18 protein-coding genes and 1 tRNA gene are annotated in these 17,929 nt (G+C 65.8%); 11 read left to right on the forward strand and 8 right to left on the reverse strand.

Annotated elements, in window-relative coordinates; all coding sequences use genetic code 11:
- The first annotated feature begins 140 nt into the window (after window positions 1-140).
- Window positions 141-213 (forward strand) — tRNA-Lys (locus NNX34_RS06230).
- Between the two features lie 61 nt (window positions 214-274).
- On the opposite strand, the gene NNX34_RS16125 is transcribed toward NNX34_RS06230, so the two are convergent.
- Together NNX34_RS16125 and NNX34_RS06240 are read right to left on the reverse strand one after the other, a co-directional pair.
- On the reverse strand, window positions 275-646 hold the full coding sequence (locus NNX34_RS16125) for a CDGSH iron-sulfur domain-containing protein (RefSeq protein ID WP_370647232.1): 372 nt from the start codon (window positions 644-646) through the stop codon (window positions 275-277).
- The gene (locus NNX34_RS06240) at window positions 643-1,731 is read right to left on the reverse strand and encodes an iron-containing redox enzyme family protein (protein WP_255765611.1); all 1,089 of its coding nucleotides are present in this window, start codon (window positions 1,729-1,731) and stop codon (window positions 643-645) included. Before NNX34_RS06240 ends, NNX34_RS16125 begins: the two co-directional genes overlap by 4 nt.
- A gap of 190 nt (window positions 1,732-1,921) precedes the next feature.
- Here NNX34_RS06240 and NNX34_RS06245 point away from each other — a divergent pair, with 190 nt between their 5' ends.
- The 4 genes from NNX34_RS06245 to NNX34_RS06260 all read left to right on the forward strand — a co-directional run bounded on the left by NNX34_RS06245 (window position 1,922) and on the right by NNX34_RS06260 (window position 4,429).
- Window positions 1,922-2,494, forward strand: coding sequence for a hypothetical protein (locus NNX34_RS06245; protein WP_255765612.1), 573 nt, complete (start codon window positions 1,922-1,924; stop codon window positions 2,492-2,494).
- Window positions 2,495-2,539: 45 nt separating this feature from the next.
- Window positions 2,540-2,839 (forward strand): GNAT family N-acetyltransferase, encoded by a 300-nt coding sequence (locus NNX34_RS06250; RefSeq protein WP_255765613.1) that lies wholly within the window; start codon window positions 2,540-2,542, stop codon window positions 2,837-2,839.
- Window positions 2,840-2,969: 130 nt separating this feature from the next.
- Window positions 2,970-3,695: a hypothetical protein gene (locus NNX34_RS06255; protein WP_255765614.1), complete on the forward strand. Its 726-nt coding sequence runs from the start codon at window positions 2,970-2,972 to the stop codon at window positions 3,693-3,695.
- Window positions 3,692-4,429, forward strand: a complete 738-nt coding sequence (locus NNX34_RS06260) for a hypothetical protein (RefSeq protein ID WP_255765615.1) — start codon at window positions 3,692-3,694, stop codon at window positions 4,427-4,429. The genes NNX34_RS06255 and NNX34_RS06260 overlap by 4 nt, the downstream gene beginning before the upstream one ends.
- Window positions 4,430-4,637: 208 nt before the next feature.
- Here the strand turns inward: NNX34_RS06260 and NNX34_RS06265 are convergent, their stop codons facing one another.
- From NNX34_RS06265 to NNX34_RS06280, 4 genes are read right to left on the reverse strand one after another with little or no spacing between them, the layout of a single operon-like run.
- A complete protein-coding gene (locus tag NNX34_RS06265) occupies window positions 4,638-4,916 on the reverse strand; it encodes an HPr family phosphocarrier protein (protein WP_255765616.1) in 279 nt (92 codons plus the stop codon).
- A 51-nt stretch (window positions 4,917-4,967) separates the two neighbouring features.
- Entirely contained in the window at window positions 4,968-6,668 is a 1,701-nt protein-coding gene (ptsP, locus tag NNX34_RS06270; protein WP_255765750.1) for a phosphoenolpyruvate--protein phosphotransferase, read from the reverse strand.
- A 31-nt stretch (window positions 6,669-6,699) separates the two neighbouring features.
- Complete coding sequence (locus NNX34_RS06275) at window positions 6,700-8,889, reverse strand: fructose-specific PTS transporter subunit EIIC (protein ID WP_255765617.1); 2,190 nt, start codon at window positions 8,887-8,889, stop codon at window positions 6,700-6,702.
- A complete protein-coding gene (locus NNX34_RS06280; RefSeq protein WP_255765618.1) occupies window positions 8,889-9,944 on the reverse strand; it encodes a 1-phosphofructokinase family hexose kinase in 1,056 nt (351 codons plus the stop codon). Before NNX34_RS06280 ends, NNX34_RS06275 begins: the two co-directional genes overlap by 1 nt.
- 245 nt (window positions 9,945-10,189) lie before the next feature.
- Between NNX34_RS06280 and NNX34_RS06285 the strand changes: the two genes are divergently transcribed.
- The 3 genes from NNX34_RS06285 to NNX34_RS06295 all read left to right on the forward strand — a co-directional run bounded on the left by NNX34_RS06285 (window position 10,190) and on the right by NNX34_RS06295 (window position 12,194).
- Window positions 10,190-10,822 (forward strand): alpha/beta hydrolase, encoded by a 633-nt coding sequence (locus NNX34_RS06285; protein ID WP_255765619.1) that lies wholly within the window; start codon window positions 10,190-10,192, stop codon window positions 10,820-10,822.
- A 191-nt stretch (window positions 10,823-11,013) separates the two neighbouring features.
- On the forward strand, window positions 11,014-11,283 hold the full coding sequence (locus tag NNX34_RS06290) for a GlsB/YeaQ/YmgE family stress response membrane protein (RefSeq protein WP_255765620.1): 270 nt from the start codon (window positions 11,014-11,016) through the stop codon (window positions 11,281-11,283).
- 158 nt (window positions 11,284-11,441) lie between these two features.
- Window positions 11,442-12,194 (forward strand): hypothetical protein, encoded by a 753-nt coding sequence (locus NNX34_RS06295; RefSeq protein WP_370646968.1) that lies wholly within the window; start codon window positions 11,442-11,444, stop codon window positions 12,192-12,194.
- Window positions 12,195-12,280: 86 nt separating this feature from the next.
- On the opposite strand, the gene NNX34_RS06300 is transcribed toward NNX34_RS06295, so the two are convergent.
- A complete protein-coding gene (locus NNX34_RS06300) occupies window positions 12,281-13,486 on the reverse strand; it encodes a DUF445 domain-containing protein (RefSeq protein ID WP_255765752.1) in 1,206 nt (401 codons plus the stop codon).
- A 234-nt stretch (window positions 13,487-13,720) separates the two neighbouring features.
- On the opposite strand from NNX34_RS06300, the gene NNX34_RS06305 reads away from it, so the two are divergent.
- The 3 genes from NNX34_RS06305 to NNX34_RS06315 are packed head-to-tail and all read left to right on the forward strand — an operon-like array spanning window position 13,721 to window position 16,497.
- Entirely contained in the window at window positions 13,721-15,583 is a 1,863-nt protein-coding gene (locus tag NNX34_RS06305) for a glycoside hydrolase family 15 protein (protein ID WP_255765621.1), read from the forward strand.
- Complete coding sequence (locus NNX34_RS06310) at window positions 15,580-15,975, forward strand: hypothetical protein (protein ID WP_227920692.1); 396 nt, start codon at window positions 15,580-15,582, stop codon at window positions 15,973-15,975. Before NNX34_RS06305 ends, NNX34_RS06310 begins: the two co-directional genes overlap by 4 nt.
- A gap of 3 nt (window positions 15,976-15,978) precedes the next feature.
- Window positions 15,979-16,497 (forward strand): metallophosphoesterase, encoded by a 519-nt coding sequence (locus tag NNX34_RS06315; RefSeq protein WP_255765622.1) that lies wholly within the window; start codon window positions 15,979-15,981, stop codon window positions 16,495-16,497.
- Between the two features lie 48 nt (window positions 16,498-16,545).
- On the opposite strand, the gene NNX34_RS06320 is transcribed toward NNX34_RS06315, so the two are convergent.
- The gene (locus NNX34_RS06320) at window positions 16,546-17,892 is read right to left on the reverse strand and encodes an MFS transporter (RefSeq protein WP_255765623.1); all 1,347 of its coding nucleotides are present in this window, start codon (window positions 17,890-17,892) and stop codon (window positions 16,546-16,548) included.
- Between the last annotated feature and the right edge of the window lie 37 nt (window positions 17,893-17,929).

A 17,929-nucleotide genomic window follows, 5' to 3' on the forward strand; every position in this document is an offset into this window, starting at 1 on the left:
TACTCCGGCACTTACGCGGAAATCGAGGCGGTCCCCGGGGTACCCTGCCGTGCTCCAGACCGGGGTTTTCCACGATCTGTGTGGTGTGCGATAAAGTGGGACAGTCGGTCCGCGCGCTGTCAAAAGCCGGGGCCGGTGGAGCGCCTATAGCTCAGTTGGTAGAGCAACGTCCTTTTAAGTCGTGGGTCGCAGGTTCGAGCCCTGCTGGGCGCACCGAACAGAAATGGCTTGCCTTCAATGAAGGCAAGCCATTCCTGTATCCGGCACCGTCGGGTTACGCCTCTTCCGCCGCTTTGCGCGCCGGTGCCGGAACCGGACGACGGCGGGCGGTATCGAACTTCATCAGCTTGTGGGTGCCGTCGCAGTACGGCTTGATGGCCGAACCGCCGCACCGGCACAGGGCAACGGTTTCCCGGTCACGGGGTACCGGAACCCCGTCAGGCGTGACAATTTCAAAGTCGCCGCGGACCAGCAGGGGACCGTTGGGGCAGGCCACGATCGAAGCGGGAGCGGTTCCTTCCCGTGTCTTCCAGGCGTCGGCGCCGTCCTGCTCCGCCTGGACGTCCGCTTGTTCGGCGTTCGCCTCCGTCAGTGCGTCCTGCGCGGTGTCCTTCTCATCTACGGGGCCGGCCGCCGGAGCCGTCACGGGGTTACTCCGTCGGCCGCTGCGGTTGCGGCCAGCGCTGCCTTGCCGCCGTCGTTCACCAGGGGAAGCAGCAGCGCGGATTCGCCCGCCTGCCAGGCATTCAGCTGGTCTTCGCCGAGCATCGCATCGATGGTCAGGACAGTTGCGGCGCCGAAAATGACGTCGGCGAGCAGATCGGGTTCAGCCTCGGCCAAGCCTCCGGCCAGGTCCCGTGCGGCAATCTGTTCGTGCACGGCATCCGCTTCCACATGTTCGTCGAAGTAGTAGGTGACATCGTCGCTGAACCCGTGCCGGCGGAACCCGCGGGCGTAGAACGAGTTGGGGATCGAGGACGTCATCTCGAACGCCGCCAGGTGCCCGGCAATGGCGCCGCGCAGCCGGCGGTTCAGTCCGAAAAGCGACATGGCGTTGGAGGATGCCAGGGTCAGGGCGGGAACCTGGTCAATGTAGTACCCGTAGCCGGAATCCAGGTCCAGGCCTTCCATGGTGGTGCCGAACAGCTTCGAGTGCATCCGCTCCACCCGCCCGCCGCCGTACTCATCGGCCTGGATTTCGACCAACGCCGCCTTTGCGCGGCCCACCGGAAGGCGCGGGATGGCCCAGCTGTGCGGATCCGCTTCCTTCAGCTGGTAGATCGAGCGCAGGATCAGGAACTCGCGAAGCTGTTCCACGCTGGCCTTGCTGGCAATAAACCGGGAGACGCTGGGGCTGTCGTCTTCGGCTGCCAGGCGGAAGAGGGTCTCCGCGACGGCTTCGCTTTCCGGTGCGGGCAGCTCGGGGACGGGCACCGTACGGCGCAGCACATCCTCGAAGGCGGCCTCCAGCCGTGCCCGCACGCGGATCAGCTCGGGATCCCACTCTGCCGCGTCTTCAACTCCGTCCAGTCCGCTGTAATGCAGCTCGTACAGGCAGAACAGGGCCAGCTGGAGGTCTTCGTCACGGAACAGGTCCGCAGTGGCAGCCAGTGCTTCGTCCACCAGCAGGTTCAAGGAACCGTAGGCGTTGGCATGACCTGTTCCGCCGCGGTTCTGGAGGAGGTCAATCAAGGTGGCGCTGACGGGCCCTCTCGGGGCGGGAATCTTCATTGCTTTCCTTACAACGCACTACAGGGTGCTTTTCCGGCGGGTTTCATGGGTTGGTTGGAACGAATCCAACCGTCAGCATACTTGGTGTGGCCCCGCGGGGCCTGTTTTGCCGGGCGGCCGGGGCCGGCATTGACCTTTGCCGCCGGGTTCGGTGCAATGGAGGCAAACGACAATACGCAGGAGGGTGGATATGCCCGGTACGGATCCTTCAACGGTTCTGCCCCTGCTGCTGCTGGCGGCAGTGCTGGTGGCCGGGTCTGCCGGTGTGGACCGCGCGCTTGGTACCCGGGACGGGGAAAACCTCTTCTGGGTCGGGTTCTCCGCGTTCCTGGGAGTGCTCCTGACCGCTGCCTGGGTGTTGGCTGCCACGTCGGCCGCATCGGCCGCCGTCGGAGCCGTTGTGGTGGCGGGCAGTATCGCAGCGGCGCTTTGGGTGGGGCGGCGGGACCGCCGTCGTCGCCGGAACCGCGAACGCCAACAGCTGGAGGCAGTTGTAAATGCCGCTGCCGCCCGGCACCGGGACGTCCTGGCCCGCTGGAGTGCCTATGAACTGGACCCCTGGCTCGCGGCGGAAAACCCGCAGTTGCTGGACCTGCGCACCCCGGAAACGCGGACCTTTATCCGGGCGCTGAAGGTTGCCGAGCAGCTGCGCCCCGAAGAGGGAACCGCGGCGGAGGCTGCTGCCTACGCCGAAGCCGTCACCGTGCTGGAAGACTCGCTGCGACGCGCGGAAGCGACCGTTGACGGCGGGCGGGCGGCCTGACGGCGGGGACTGGACCGCGGTGGGAATGCGTGGCAGTCTCGGGCCATGACTAGCAAAGACATCAGCGTCACGCGCAATGAAGCGCTGAATCGGTACGAACTGCGGCTGGACGGCACCCTCGTGGGTATGGCCGATTATCAGGTGGAGCCGGACGGCGTCGCTTTGACCCACACGGAAATGGAGCCGGATTTCCGGCATCAGGGCTACTCATCACGTCTGGCCCGCTACGCCGTGGAGGACATTGTGAGCGGCGGGCGACGGGTCAAGCCGTACTGCTCCTATATGGCCGCGTACCTTGGCAAGCATCCGGAATACAGCCACCATGTGTCCTGGCCGCAGGAATAGCCGGAGCGGCAGGCCGCGCGTTAATTGAAGCTGGCTTCCCGCTCTGCATATGGGGGGAACGCAGAAGGGGAAGCCAGTTCCAACAGTATAATTCCATTTGTTCGGGTAAATCCAATCGAGGGGGGCCAAAATGGCGGTGTCTGCCAAGGCTTTCCAAAATTGGCGCACCGCAGTGGCTCCGGGTGAATCCAATGCGGACGTTTGCCGCCGGACGGGGATCAAGCGCTCCACCCTGGCCCAGCAGGTTGTCCGGGGCAAAGTAGCGGAGATTACCGTGGTCCGGGTAGCCCGGGCGTACGGGAAAAATCCGGTAGAGGCCCTTTCTGACTTCGAGGAGTACTCCGATCTGCTCGGCGGGCCGTGGCGGCCCAACCCCGCGGAACTCATCAGCCAGGTTTCCTACATCTGCATCCTGCAAATGATCCTGGCCAGGGCCACCCAGAGTGGACCCCCGGAATGCCCCGACCTTGCCAAGCATCCGCACCGGAACGCGATCCGTTCCTGGTTCGAGGCAGTAGACCCGGGGGACCTGCGCCAGCAGCTTAGCGCCCGGACCGGCGTTGCACCCCAGAATATTTCGGCCCAGCTTTCCGCGGCCCGGCTGGCACCTGAGCTGGCCGTGGAAGCTGCGCGGATTGCGGGCGCTTCGCTGCCGGGCGGCCTGGTGGCCACCGGGCTGGTCACGCCGGAGGAGGCCGGCTGGCCGCAGAAGGGCCAGCAGGAAGCTCTGGCTGCGCTCACCGATTCCGAACTCCTGTTTCTGGCCCGGGACCGCTTGGACGGGGCGGGAAAGCAACTAAGGAAGTTTGAACACGATGTGGAAAATGATCTAACGCTCTTGGAGAACCTGGGATGAATATAGCCTCCGCCATTCAGTTTGGCGCGCTGGCCGTTGTGGCTGTCTTTACCCTGGTTCGGCTGCCGCTGGCTATCCGGGGGCGCAATCCAATGCTCTTTTGGGGGCTCGCAGCTACCACCATCGGAGTTGCGCTGAGCATTCCGTCGATATACCTTCCCGTGGATGCTTTGCTGGGCGGAGCAAACCATGCGAACCTGATTCTCCGTTATGCGACCTACGGAGTTGTAGCGTTCATTGGCGGAAGTGCCGCTGCAGCCTTCCGGGCCCCCCAGGTGCGGCGAATCATTCTTGGGCTACCCGGACTCGTAGTGCTGGCTGCTACCGTCATCGCCACCACCGTGTTGTTCAGCATGTGTGAAATGCCTGTCTCTTCGCCGGGCCTCAACGGCTATATGCACCAGGAGCATGTCTGGGCCTACTCAGTGCTCGGGCGGATCTATCCCGCCTATATAGCCGCCTGCCTGATCATCCCCGCTTTCCGGGTTGCTGCGACCGCGAGGCGGCCGGCCCTGCTGCGGGTCGGATCGGCGTTGATAGGGTTTGCCCTTGCCGAGATCCTGATCTGGTCGGTGCTGTGGGTAACCGGACAGCAGACCGGTGTTTGGGACTATATCCTTCCGCATTCCTCGGTCATTGTTCTCACGGCGGGGCTCGCTGCCGTGGCCCTCTTCGGTATCGCCTCAAAAAAGAAGGAAAAGCAAAGCCTGCTGACTCCTTACTACACAAGATGACAATTAGGTAAAGTTGTTCACGATTTCATGTTTGTATGCCAGAATAATGAATATGTAACGTCCGCTGCCTGTGGGGGGTCAGCGTGAAGTTGCAACGAAGCCAGCGGCACTGCCGCTGGCTTCGTCATTTCCGGAAGTAACCGGTGCTGAAGGCAAAAGGCGGGACAATCATGGAACGGATCGGCGCCCCGCCTCTTGCCCGGGCTGCCTAGGTCGCATCCAGATCCGTCTCGAGAATCTTGGCCAGTTCCTCCAGGGCCGTTTCCGCACCCGCGCCGTCCGAGCGGAGCACCACCACATCTCCGTGCGATGCACCCAGGCTCATCAGGGAGAGCATGCTCGAGGCATCCATTGCCTCTTCGGCGGGTTCCCCTTCCATCGCTATGGTCACGTCGACGGGCTGGGCCGCTGCCGCTTCCGCGAAGATCGATGCCGGCCGGGCATGGAGTCCCACCCTGCTGGCCACTGTGGCTTTGCGTTCTGCCATTTTTCGTTCCTTCCGTGGTTTAGCTGCTGGCTTTTGTTCCGCCTTGCCCGCCTACAGGCCGAGCTGTTCGAGGATGGGCAGCCGGCTGCGGACGATGGTCCGCGCTTCGGCCGCGGAGTGTGCCGCCAGGGCCCTCGCGGACAACTCTTTCGCCTGGTCATGGGTCACGGAGGCCAAGACCGCCCCCACGGTGGACAACGCCCGGGGGGTCATCGACAGCGTGTTCACCCCCATGCCGGCCAGGACGACGGCGAGTGCGGGGTCGGCGGCTGCCTCACCACAAACACCCACGGTCCTGGCGCCGGCAGCCGGGTCCAGTGCCGTGGCCCTTGCCGCACCGGCCACGGTGGCGGAAATCAACTGCAGGACAGCCGGCTGCCACGGGTCGTTCAGCGACGCCAGCGAACCCAGCTGCCGGTCCGAGGCCATGGTGTACTGCGTCAGGTCATTGGTGCCCAGGCTGGCAAACCTCACCCGCGAAAGGATGGCTTCGGACATGATGGCCGCCGACGGCACCTCCACCATCACCCCGGGCATGCCGAGACCGGCTCCGGCGCACATCACCGCGAAGTCGGCGGCCTCCTCTGCGGTGGAGACCATCGGTGCCATGACCCAGACATCCGCCGTGGAGGCCCCGGCGGCAGCGGCAATAGCCTCGAGCTGGCGGGCAAGGACACCGGGTGTGGCCTGGTCGGTCCGGAATCCGCGTACCCCTAGCGCCGGGTTGGGCTCCGTTGCGTCCGTCAGGAACGGGAGCGGCTTGTCCGCGCCGGCGTCGAGGGTCCGGATCACTACCTTCCGGCCGGGGAACGCTTCGAACACCGCACCGTAGGCGGCAACCTGTTCCTCGATGGTGGGTTCGGTATCCCTGCCGAGGAAACAGAACTCCGTGCGGAGCAGCCCGATTCCTTCGGCACCTGCCTCTGCCGCGGCCCGGGCGTCCTTCCCCGACCCCACGTTGGCCAACAACGGCACCAGGTACCCGTCCGAGGTTGAGCCCGTGCCGTTGAACGCCGGAAGTGCGGAGCGTGCAGCGTATTTGTGCGCGGCCTCCCGTTCCTCTGCCCCGGGTTCCACCACCACGGTGCCGGCCGCGCCGTCGAGATAGATCTCGGCTCCATCAGGAACTTCGTCCGCGCCGGGGGCTCCGACCACGGCGGGCAGGCCCAGGGAGCGGGCGAGGATTGCCGTGTGGGACTGCGGGCCGCCCTCGCTGGTGACCAGGCCGATCACCATTGCCGGGTCCAGCGTTGCGGTGTCGGCCGGTGCCAGCTCCACGGCCGTGAGGATAAAGGGAACATCGGAAGCCGGAATCCCGGGTGCCGGCAGTCCGTTGAGTTCGGCGACAATCCGGGCGCGGACATCCAGCACGTCCTGGGTCCGTTCAGCCATGTAGCCGCCGAGGCTCTGGAGCATGGCGGCTACCTCCATGCCCGCTTCCCAGATGGCCCGGTCCGTAGCCATGCCTGCGTTGATGTGTTTGCCCGCCGCTTTGAGCAGCATGGGATCGGAAGCCATCATGGCGGTGGCATCCAATACGGCTTTCGCGTCGCCCGAGGCGGTTTCCGCCCGGTGCTTAAGGTCCCCCCGGACTGCTTCAGCGGCATCCTTGAGGCGGCTTTTCTCCCCGTCCACCGTGCTGCCCGGGGCGGGTTTCGCCTCGGCGTCAGGCTCGGGCACCGGAGGCGGCATCCGGCGCGAGGGGCCGAGGACGCGTCCGGCACTGACTCCGATTCCCTGGATGGTCCGCATCATCTAAGCCTTCCTCTTCATCGACTGTGCTTTAGGCAATTGCTGGTTCCTCCACCTTTTTCCGGGGCTTCACGAACCGTTTCAAAGCCACGTAAACGAACCCGGTAACAGCTGCTCCGGCCAGTATGGCGACGATGAACATCAGCAGGTTGCCGATGGCGAAGAACACGAAGATACCGCCGTGCGGTGCCTGTGAGGTTACCCCGGTGCCCAGGCAGATCGCACCGGCCACCGCACCGCCCAGCATGGTGGAGGGAATGACCCGGAAGAAATCGGAAGCGGCAAACGGGATGGCGCCCTCCGAAATGAAGGCCGCGCCCAGCAGCCACGCAGCCTTTCCGTTCTCGCGCAGGGCCATGCTGAACTGGTTCTTTGCCAGCACCGTGGAGGCAAAGGCCATGCCCAGCGGCGGGACCATGCCGGCGGCCATGACCGCTGCCATGATTTCCCACGGCACCTGGTTCTCGAAGCTGCCTTCCCCAAGCCCGGCCACGGCAAACGCGTACGCCACCTTGTTGATCGGGCCACCCAGATCGGAACCCATCATCAGGCCGAGAATGATGCCCAGGCCGATGGCCGCCACACCGGTGAGGCCGGTCAGCCAGTCATTCAGTCCCAGGGTCAAGGCAGCAATGGGTCCGCCCAGGACCAGCATCATCAGGCCGGAGGCTATGATCGACGCCAAAAGCGGAATGATGACCACCGGCATCAGCCCCCGCATCCACGACGGAACGTTCCAGCCGCCGATCCAGCGGGCCGCGTAACCGGCCAGCAGGCCGCCGATGATGCCGCCGATGAAGCCGGCATCCATAAACACCGCCACGGCGCCTGCAGTGAAGCCCGGTGCGATGCCGGGCCGGTCGGCCAGGGCATACGCAATGTAGCCGGCCAGGGCAGGCACCAGGAAGCCCATGGACAGGGAGCCGATCTTCCAGAACACGGCCCCGAGATAGGCGATTATCCCTTCAGGCGGCGGATTCAGGAGGGACGTGCCGTCCAGCATCCGGTCTCCGTTGGCAACGTCGTCGACCGACAGGGCGAGCTCGTAGCCGCCCAGGAGGAAGCCGAGGGCAATCAGCAGGCCGCCGCCGGCAACAAACGGAATCATGTAGCTGACGCCGGTCAGCAGCGCCCGCTTGAGCTGTCCGCCGAAGCCTTCGCCGCCGGAGCCGGACCCGCCTTCGTTCTCCTCCCCGCCGCCGCCTCCGGACACGCGCCGGGCATTCGGGTCATTGACTGCGTTGAGGGCTTCGTCGATCATCACGCCCGGTTCGTCGATGCCGCGTTTCACGGGTCCGCTGATCAGCGGTTTCCCGGCGAAGCGCCCCTTGTCCCGGACATCGACGTCGACGGCGAAGATCACCGCTTCCGCGTTGCGGATCACCGAGGGGTCCAGGGGAGTGGATTTGGCGGAACCCTGGGTTTCCACCTGCAGGTCGACGCCTCTCTCGGCAGCTGCCGCGGCGAGGGAATCAGCGGCCATGTAGGTGTGCGCAATACCGGTGGGGCACGCGGTGACGGCGACCAGATGCCGTGACCTCGAGGTGTCGGTTTGGGTTGCCCCGGTACCGCCCGCGGACGCAGGAGCGTCGGCTCCATGTCCGCCGTCACCGGTTCCGTCCGCTTGGCCCCCGTCGCGGGAGCCCCCGTTGCGGGAGCCGGCGTCGTGGGAGCCGGCGTCGCTGCCCACGGCAGTCGCGCCGGTGGCCGCACCAGCCGCAGCGGCGCCGCCCGCACCGGCGGCGCTTCCGGCGCTGTCCGGTGCCGGGCCGAGTCCGAGGGCTCCGTCGACCAGTTCCACGATCTGCACCGGCGAGGTAGCCGAACGTAGGGAGGCGGTGAAGTCCTTGCGGATGAGTGATCGGGCCAGCTTTGCGAGCAGCTGGAGGTGTTCCTGGTCCGCTCCTTCCGGAGCCGCAATGAAAAAGACGATGTCGGCGGGGCCGTCCTTCGCTCCCCAGTCCACTGCGGGGCGGATCCGTGCCATGGCGAGCGTCGGTTGGGTGACCGCCGCGGATCGGCAGTGCGGAATCGCAATGCCGCCGGGCACGCCGGTGGCGGTCTTCGATTCACGGGCCATCGCATCCGCGTAGAGGTCTTCGTAGTTGGTGGCTCGTCCCGCGGCCACCACGCCCCGGGCCAAATGGCCGATAACAGCGGTCTTGTCCGTGCCCAGGTTCTCGTCCAATGTGACCAGATCCGGCGTAATGAGGTCCGACATCAGCTTTCCTCCTTCGAAGACGACGACGACGACGGCGAAGCGGTGGCGCTCCCTGCGGCGGCAGCTCCCCGGGGGGTGCCCCGGGTGCCGTTGAGGGTGGTGACCGTTACCGCTCCGGGATCAGTGGCTGTAACGGCTGGGACAGTGGTTCCGGGAAGGGAAGCAGCGGCGGCACCGTGGGCCACGGCCTGCCGTAGGCAGTCCGGGGGCGCCGCACCGGAGACGTCGGCAAGCAGGTACCCGGCCAGGGCCGAATCCCCTGCGCCAACCGTCGAGCGGGCCTGCACGGGTGGCCGGGTGGCCAGCCAGCTTCCGTGCGCGGTGACCAGCAGTGCGCCCCTGGCGCCCAAAGTGGCGAGGACAGCGCCGACGCCGCGTTCAATCAGCATCCCCGCCGCCCGCGCCGCCAGCAGGGGGTCTGCTTCCAGCGCCGCTTCGGAGGAAAACCCCGTGGCTTCGGAGAGTTCCTCGGCATTGGGTTTCAGCAGGTCCGGCTCCGCTCCGTGGAGCAGCGCGCCCATGAGCGGCGGTCCGGAGGAGTCGATGGCTATGCGCGGTGCCTTGGCCCCCAGCCGGTCCCTCACAGTGTGGGCCACCGAAGCGTAAAAGTCCGGCGGCACTTCCGGGGGGAGGGAGCCGGCCAGCACCAGCCAGGAACCCGGGCCGCTGTCACTGGCGGTGCAGGCCCCTACCAGCAGGGAGATCAGTGCTTCCTGCTCCACCGGCTTCAGCGGCGGACCGGGAGCATTGATCTTGGTAGTGGTGCCGTCCGGCTCCGTGAGCGTGATGTTGCTGCGCAGCGGCGCCGTGATGGGCAGGTTCAAGTACTCGACTCCCGCCTGCCGCAATCCGGCCATGACGGGATCGGTGTCGGCGCCGGGAAGGACGGCAACGGACCGGATGCCGGAGACGGTCAGGGCCCGGGAGACGTTGACGCCTTTGCCGCCCGGTTCTTCCCCCGCGGCAACGGCGCGCTGGACGGCTCCCCGCTCCAGTACCCCGGGAAGTTGGACGGTGCGGTCAAGGCTGGGATTGGCGGTAAGGGTGAGGATCATGAAGGGGATCCGTCCAGGCCGTGCCTGCCAGGGCCGGCCGCTGTTAGGTGGGGAACGGCTTGCCGGTGCGGTTCCCGGTGCTTTTGGTGGCTTTTGCTCGGATACATGCACGCCCGCGATCTGTGGCAATCGCCACGTATATGCGCTGAATGCGACTCTACTTTTGCCGCACCACCCGTGGCAATGGCCCTCGGGCGGCGCCGCGCCGACGGCCTGCAAACGGCGTGCAGCGCTACGCTGAACCGATGGAAAACGTAACGTGGTCCGAGCCGGCGGAGCGGCGCCGGGGGCGCGAACTGGTGGTCTTTCTGCACGGCTACGGATCCGGCGAGCAGGCAATGGAGCGGCTCTTCATTGCCCTGCCGCCTTCTGCTGTCGGAGCCGCGGTGCGGGGGCCGTTGGACGTGGGCGGAGCCAGCGGGTGGTTCCTGCTGGATCCGCTCCTGAACTCGGACACCGCCGAGGTCCTGGAATCCGCCCTCTCGCTGCTGGCCTGGCTGGACCGGACCCGGACGGAATACGGATTCACCGGCATCTCGCTGGTGGGATTTTCCCAGGGCATGGCCATGGCCGGCACGCTGCTGCGGCTGAGGCCGCAGGATTTCCGCGCCGTCGTCGGCCTTTCCGGTTTTATTGCCCGCAACGAACTCCTCGCCGCCGCGGAACCGCTGCCCGTAAGGGTGCCGTTCTTTTGGGGGCGGGACCGGGAGGACTGGGTTATTAATGCAGACGCAGTGGATTACACCGCGCAGTGGCTTGACGAGAATGTGGCGCTGACGGCACGGACCTATTCGGGAATGGGGCATTCCATAGGTACGCGTGAAATGACGGATGTAGCGGTTTTCCTTCGCCGATACCTTGTCCCCGACACGCCGTAGGGAACGCCGACACGCCCCAGGGGACAATAGCTGGAATTGGGCGCACACCCGCGGTACCTAACACACCCCCGGCTGAATGGGAATTCCCTCCGGACTGTGACGTAAGGTTGCTGATCAAGTAGTCTGGAGGAAAGCGTGGCTCACAAGGTCGTGCTTCAAATCACTGTCACTCACATAGCAAGGAGAATCTCATGGGTTTCATTGCGTTCCTTATTCTTGGTCTCATCGCAGGTGCAATTGCAAAGATGATCCTCCCGGGTCGTCAGGGCGGCGGCTGGATCGCCACTCTGGTTCTGGGTGTCATCGGCGCTCTGCTGGGCGGCTGGATCGGCAGCGCCATCTTCGGCGTCGGTCTTGAAGAATTCTGGTCCATCCAGACCTGGCTCGTTGCCATCGTCGGCGCCATTGTCGTCCTCGTGATCTACGGCTTCGTCACCCGCAAGAGCGGCAACCGCGCCTAATTAGCGCGTAAGCGCCGCTGACGCGGCGTTGATTTAGAGGGCGGGGCCCCGGCGGAATATTCCGCCGGACCCCGCCCTTTGCTTTAGGTAAAACCCGCTGGTGTTGGAGCAATACCGCAGGCGTGAAGCCTGTACCGGATTTCCCCGAGGAGAGTTCTGTGAAGCGACGTAAGTTCAATCCCGCAGCCAAACTGGCCGGACGAGCCACTATGGGCGCGGACGGCAAGCCCAAGCCTCAGGTTGTGAAGGCCATCGAGCGTGCCGTGGAAGTCCAGCGGCCGCTGGTGCTGGCGAACATCCGCAGGATGCAGCGCAAGAACCCGTCCGCCAATGCCGCCGAGCTGATCAGCATCCTGGACCGGCACTACATCAACGTGGTGACCGGCGGCGGCGCGGCCATCGGTGCCACCGCCGTGGTTCCGGGCGTGGGAACCGTCGCGGCACTTGGCCTGTCAGCCGCAGCGACCGTCGGGTTCCTCGAGGCGACAGCCCTGTACGCGCAGTCGGTGGCTGAACTGCACGGAGTCCGGCTGGCCGATCCGGAGAAGTCACGGACCATGGTCATGGCCATCATGCTGGGCGAGGAAGGGACCTCCATGATGCAGTCCCTGTCCGGACGCGGAACCGCACAGGCCTGGGGCAGCAGCATGGGCAGCATGCCCTCCGGCCTGATGGGCTCGGTGGGCGGCAGCATCCGCAAGCAGTTCCTCAAGCGGGTCATGGCCAAGCAGGGCACCGCCCTGCTTGGACGTGCCCTGCCGCTGGGTGTGGGCGCCGTCGTCGGCGGCGTGGGCAACCGTGCCATGGGCAAGGGCGTTATCAAGGCGACCCGGGCCGCCTTCGGTGAACCGCCGGCGTCGATCCCCGGACAGCTGGCAGGCGAACTGGACCAGCTGGAGAAGTCCGCCTAGGGCAACTGTCCCTCGACGGAGAAAGGCCCGCCGGCATTTGCCGGCGGGCCTTTCTGTCCTAAGCGTTCCTTTTCTCCGGACCCGGATCAGCCGAATACAGCCGTAGCAATGGTGAAGATCGCCAGTCCGGCCAGCGAACCAACCACGGTGCCGTTGATCCGGATGAACTGCAGGTCCTTGCCGACCTGCAGTTCGATCTTCTCCGAGGTCTCCTGCGCATCCCAGTTCTCCACCGTCTCGGTAATGACGGCGGCAATGTCGTTGCTGTACGTGCGGACCAGGTAGCCCGCAGCGTCCGCCACGTAGCCGTTCACCTTGGCCGCGAGCTCCGGCTCGTTGATCAGGCGCGTACCGAAGTCCTGAAGCGCGGACTTGAAGTTCCGCGTGAGTTCGCTGTCCGGGTCATCGGCGGCCGTCATCAGCGCGTTTTTGATGGTGGTCCAGGTGGAGGTCATCAATTCGCGCACGCGCGGGTCATCCAGGACCTGCTCCTTCACCGCATCGGCCTTGGCCATGGTCTTGGGGTCCTCCTGCAGGTCCCGGGCCACTCCGGTGAGGTAGTTGTCCAAGGCCACTCGCAGCTGGTGGTTGGGGTTTTCCTGCACGTCGATCAGGAACCGTTCGGCCTGGATCTGCACGCGCTCGCCGACCAGGTCATCCACGAAGGCGGGAACCCACGACGGCGAACGCTCGGTTACCAGCCGGCCGATCACCTCAGGATTGGCCAGCACCCAGTCGGACAGGCTGTCCACAATCAGGTTGACCAGCTGGTGGTGGTGGCCCTCTTCGAAGATCCGCTGGGCCATCTTTCCGGCCGGCGGCCCCCACTGCGGGTCCACCACGTGGCGGCGGAACATGGATTCCAGGACGTCGCGGACGGCGTCGTCGTCGAGCACCCTCAGGGCCCCGCGGATGGCTGCGGCACCTTCGGTGGCGACGCGTTCGGCTCCCTCGGGCCGCGCCAGCCAGGTGCCTGCCTTCGCAGCAACCTGCATGGAATCGAGCTTGGCCCGGATGATGTCTTCGGCCAGGAAGTTCTGTTCCACGAACTGGCCCAGGGACGCCCCGATCTGGTCCTTCTTCTCCGGGATGATGGCTGTGTGCGGGATCTTCACCCCCATCGGATGCTTGAACAGGGCGGTGACCGCGAACCAGTCGGCAAGGGCGCCCACCATGCCGCCCTCCGCCGCAGCGCGGACGTATTCCAGCCAGGGGTACCTGTCCTGCAGCGCGAAGGAAAACAGGAAGATCACGGCCAGGAGGATCAGCAGGCCCGTGGCCAGCATTTTCATGCGCCGCAGGGCATAGGCGCGCTGCTCGTCGGTGGGCTGGGCAACCACGCTCACGCGTGTACCTCCTTCACTGAGAAGGACATCTTCGAGGTTGACGCGTGTTTCAATACCGCTCCCTAATCCAGTGCCGGTCCCGCTGCCGATCCGCTGCAAGGAACTTCTGCGCGGGACCACCCCAATCTAATCAGTGATTGCCGCAGCTGCGCTACGAACCGGGGCATCTGCTTCGGCACCGTGTGGTTGAGTAGTGCCATGGCATCCCCCATAGAGGATTATGCGCTGGTTTCGGACCTGCATACCGGAGCCCTCATATCGCGGACCGGCAGCATGGACTGGCTCTGCCTGCCGCGGTTCGATTCGCCCTCGGTGTTCGGTGCGCTGCTCGGGAGCAGCGACCACGGCCGGTGGCTGCTGGCGCCGGAACATCCCGCAGCGACCGTAACGCACCGCGGGTATGTTGAGTCCACCTTCGTGCTGCGTACCCATTGGCAGACACCCTCCGGAGCGGTCCGGGTCACGGACTTCATGCCGGTGAAGGACCGCCGGGCGTCCCTTACCCGCCGGATCGAGGGCCTGAGCGGCACTGTGGACATGAGGCAGGAACTGGAGATCCGCTTTGATTACGGCACGGTCATTCCCTGGGTTTTCCGGGGGTGGGACGACGACGGCGAACACCTTTCCGCCATCGCGGGCCCGGGTGCCCTGGTCCTGCGCGGGCCGAGCCTGCCCGAAGCGGACAACCACCGCCACGTAGGGCGCTTTGAAGTCCGGGCCGGGGAATGCGTTGACCTGGAACTCACGTGGTACCCCTCGCACCGGCCGGTACCGCCCCGGCAGAACGTTGACGCGGCCTTGGAGCGGACCGTCGCCTACTGGCAGGGCTGGGGCCGGCAGTGCCCGCAGAACGTCCCCTATGAACACGCGGTACGGCGTTCGCTGCTGGTCCTGCGTGCCCTGACCCATGAGGACACCGGCGGGATTGTCGCCGCTCCCACCACCTCACTGCCCGAGGCGGCAGGAGGGGACCGGAACTGGGACTACCGGTACTGCTGGCTGCGGGACGCCGCCCTGACGCTCGAAGCCATGCTGACCCACGGGTACGAGGACGAGGCCCTGCAGTGGCGCAGCTGGCTCCTCCGTGCCGTGGCAGGAGATCCGGAGGACCTGCAGATCATGTATGCCGTGGACGGGGGCCGGGAACTTCCGGAACGGATCCTCCCGCAGTTTCCCGGTTATGCGGGAGCTGCACCCGTGCGCATCGGCAACGGGGCCGTGGGGCAGTACCAGGCCGACGTCGTGGGCGAAGTGATGGTGGCCCTGGACCGGCTGCGGGACCGGGGCGTGCCGGAGGACCACTTTTCCTGGCCGCTGCAGCGGGCGCTGCTGACCTTCCTGGAAAAGCACCTGGAGGAACCGGACCGCGGCATCTGGGAGATGCGCGGGACGCCCCGGCACTTCACCCACTCGCGCGTCATGATGTGGGCTGCCTTCGACCGCGCGGCCAAGGCCGCCAGGACCTACGGCCTCGACGGGCCGGTGGAGGTCTGGGAAGGGCTGCGGGACGGACTGCGCGACGAAGTGATGGAACGCGGCTGGGATCCCGACCTGAACTCCTTCACCCAGTTCTACGGCAGCGGCACCGTGGACGCCGCCCTGCTCCAGCTGCCGCACGTGGGTTTCGTTGCCTACGACGACGAAAAAATGCTGGGCACGGTTTCCCGGCTGGAGTCGGAGCTGGTCAACGGCTCCGGACTCCTGCTGCGCTATGCCACCGAAACCGGGGTGGACGGACTGGCGGCGGGGGAGAACCCCTTCCTGGCGTGCAGCTTCTGGCTGGTGGAACAGTACGCCCACTCGGGCCGGCTCGCCGAGGCCCGGCGGCTGATGGACCAGCTGGTGGGGTACGCCAACGAGCTTGGTCTGCTCAGTGAGGAATATGATGCAGAAAACAACACCATGGCCGGCAACTTTCCGCAGGCGTTTTCCCACCTGGCCCTGGTCCGAGCAGCCGATGCAATTGCCGTTGCCGTCGCGGCACAAGTGCCGACCGCGCCATCCCGGCAGGCGGCCGTCCCCACAACCGAAGGAACCCGATGAACCGACAGACGCTCTCAGCAGCTGCCATGGCGGCCCTGCTGACCACCAGCGCCGTCAACCACTTCCGCAACCCGCGCTTCTACAACGCGGTGGTTCCGCGCAGCATCAGCACCGATACCGAGGGGAAGTTCGGTGTGCTGACCCGGCGGCAGTGGACGCACGTCAGCGGAGTCATTGAGTTCGCGGCCGCCGCCGGACTGCTGTTGCCGGCTACTCGGCGGCTGGCGGCAACGGGGACGGCGGCCATGTATGTTGCCTTCATTGCGGGGCATATCTCTGCCCTGCAGCGTGCCTTCGGCCCCCGCGGCGGGGACAAAGAGAAACTGATCCACAGTGTCCGGCTCCCGCTCCAGCTGCCGTTGATCCTCTGGGCATGGAACCTGCGGAAATAGCGGATGTCGACGAAGCTCCTCCTGCTTTCGGATACCCATCTGCCCAAGCGGGCGAAAGTGCTTCCCGAGGTCCTCTGGGCGGACATTGAAGCGGCCGACATTGTGGTGCATGCCGGTGACTGGGTGAACGAGGAGCTGCTCGACCAGCTCCAGTCCCGCTCACGGCGGCTGATCGCCTGTTACGGCAACAACGACGGCGCCGACCTGCGGAACCGGCTGCCGCTGGTGGCCCGGGCGGTGGTTGAAGAGGTGCGGCTCGCCGTCGTGCATGAGACAGGTCCCGCCGCAAAGCGGGAAGAACGGATGGACGCCCAGTTCCCGGACACGGACCTGCTGGTCTTCGGCCACAGCCACATCCCGTGGGACTCCGTAACACCTGCAGGGATGCGCCTGCTGAACCCCGGGTCCCCCACAGACCGCCGACGCCAGCCGTTCTGCACCTACCTGCGCCTGGAGATTGACGGGAAAACGGCAACGCCCGATCTCCGGCGGCTTCCACCGCGGGGGATCGGGCGTTCCTAGGCAACGTTCCGGGTGCCGCGCCTTTCGGTGCGGCACCGCGGTGCCCGGTCAGGCCGGGACGGTGTCCTTGCGGAGGGCGGCCGGCTCGGCCGTCTTGCGCCGGCCGGTGCGCAGGCAGGCGATCGCTCCGCCGCCCACAAGCATCGGGATGATGAAGAGGAAGTAAAGGTTGCCGGGTTCCCAGCCGCCGTCGATCAGGGAACCGGCCACGATCGGGGAGATGATGGCACCCACCCGGCCCATGCCGGTGATGAACCCGACCGCCGTGGCGCGGACGTCCGAGGAGTAGTACACGGGACCGATGGAGAACATGCCGGCGATGCCTGCGTTCACCAGGAAGCCCAGCAGGGCCGCCGCCAGCAGGGCCGTGGGCAGTGCACCGGTGGAGACCGCGTACACGCCGAAGCCGCCTGCGGCGAGGACAAAGAACGTGACCAGGACCCACTTGACGGCGAATCGGGCGGCGATCAGTCCGAAGACGATGGAACCGATGATCGCGCCGAGGCTGAAGAGCACGCCGGCGTCGATGCCGTCCTGTGCCGTGAAACCGCTGGAAGCGACCAGCTTGGGCGTCCAGGAGTTCGCGAAGTAGAAGCTCGCCATCAGCATCATGAATGCGATGGACAGGAAGACCGTGGTCGCCGCGTATTTGCCGGAGAACAGGGACTTCCAGCGTGAGCCGACAGTCAGCGCCGTGCCCTGGGGAATGAGGGGCAGTTCGGTGATCTGCGGCTGGTCCAGACGGGCCAGGATGCGGTTGGTCTTCTCCAGAGCGCCGGCCGGGCGCTTGGTCATGAGGTAGTCCAGGGATTCGGGCAGCAGCTTCAGGATGAACGGAATCATGGCCAGCGTGATGATGCCGCCGAAAATGAACGCCGCGTGCCAGCTGTAGGCCGCGATGAGGATGCCCGCAATGATGCCGCCCAGCATGCCGCCGATAGGCTGCCCGGCGCTGTAGAAGCTGATCGCGGTGGAACGCCGTTTGGCCGAGGAGTACTCGGAGACGAAGACGTTGAGGCTCGCCTGCATGGTGCCGATGGCCAGTCCGGTGATGAAGCGCAGCACAAAGAGGACTGCATAGGTCGGAGCGAACGCGGAGGCGAACATCCCCGCCGAAATCACCAGCGCACAGATCAGGATGGTTTTCTGCCGGCCGATGATGTCCGCCACCTGGGCCACCAGGATGGATCCCACCGCCATGCCGAAGAGGGCCGAGGAGAGCAGCATGCCCAACTGGGCACCGGTGAGGTCCCAGTGCTCGCTGATCGAATTGGCGCTGAAAGCCATAACCAGGACGTCAAAGCCGTCGATCATGTTCAGGGCGACGCAGATGGCGACAATGCCGACCTGCATGCGCTTCATAGGAGCCGCTTCGATGCGTTCCTTGATTTCCATGGGCCTTACCTAACTTGCTCTGGGGGGCGGGGGACCG

The organism is Arthrobacter sp. zg-Y1116 (assembly GCF_024385485.1).
Lineage (GTDB): Bacteria > Actinomycetota > Actinomycetes > Actinomycetales > Micrococcaceae > Arthrobacter_B.

What these genes read in the sequence shown, in the direction of transcription:
- NNX34_RS06245 (WP_255765612.1), top strand. Translation starts at nt 1,922, where the DNA reads ATGCCCGGTACGGATCCTTCAACGGTTCTGCCCCTGCTGCTGCTGGCG.
- NNX34_RS06265 (WP_255765616.1), bottom strand. Translation starts at nt 4,916, where the DNA reads ATGGCAGAACGCAAAGCCACAGTGGCCAGCAGGGTGGGACTCCATGCC.
- ptsP (WP_255765750.1), bottom strand. Translation starts at nt 6,668, where the DNA reads ATGCGGACCATCCAGGGAATCGGAGTCAGTGCCGGACGCGTCCTCGGC.
- NNX34_RS06250 (WP_255765613.1), top strand. Translation starts at nt 2,540, where the DNA reads ATGACTAGCAAAGACATCAGCGTCACGCGCAATGAAGCGCTGAATCGG.
- NNX34_RS06240 (WP_255765611.1), bottom strand. Translation starts at nt 1,731, where the DNA reads ATGAAGATTCCCGCCCCGAGAGGGCCCGTCAGCGCCACCTTGATTGAC.
- NNX34_RS06315 (WP_255765622.1), top strand. Translation starts at nt 15,979, where the DNA reads ATGTCGACGAAGCTCCTCCTGCTTTCGGATACCCATCTGCCCAAGCGG.
- NNX34_RS06290 (WP_255765620.1), top strand. Translation starts at nt 11,014, where the DNA reads ATGGGTTTCATTGCGTTCCTTATTCTTGGTCTCATCGCAGGTGCAATT.
- NNX34_RS06285 (WP_255765619.1), top strand. Translation starts at nt 10,190, where the DNA reads ATGGAAAACGTAACGTGGTCCGAGCCGGCGGAGCGGCGCCGGGGGCGC.
- NNX34_RS06280 (WP_255765618.1), bottom strand. Translation starts at nt 9,944, where the DNA reads ATGATCCTCACCCTTACCGCCAATCCCAGCCTTGACCGCACCGTCCAA.
- NNX34_RS06255 (WP_255765614.1), top strand. Translation starts at nt 2,970, where the DNA reads ATGGCGGTGTCTGCCAAGGCTTTCCAAAATTGGCGCACCGCAGTGGCT.
- NNX34_RS06300 (WP_255765752.1), bottom strand. Translation starts at nt 13,486, where the DNA reads ATGAAAATGCTGGCCACGGGCCTGCTGATCCTCCTGGCCGTGATCTTC.
- NNX34_RS06275 (WP_255765617.1), bottom strand. Translation starts at nt 8,889, where the DNA reads ATGTCGGACCTCATTACGCCGGATCTGGTCACATTGGACGAGAACCTG.
- NNX34_RS06260 (WP_255765615.1), top strand. Translation starts at nt 3,692, where the DNA reads ATGAATATAGCCTCCGCCATTCAGTTTGGCGCGCTGGCCGTTGTGGCT.
- NNX34_RS06310 (WP_227920692.1), top strand. Translation starts at nt 15,580, where the DNA reads ATGAACCGACAGACGCTCTCAGCAGCTGCCATGGCGGCCCTGCTGACC.
- NNX34_RS06320 (WP_255765623.1), bottom strand. Translation starts at nt 17,892, where the DNA reads ATGGAAATCAAGGAACGCATCGAAGCGGCTCCTATGAAGCGCATGCAG.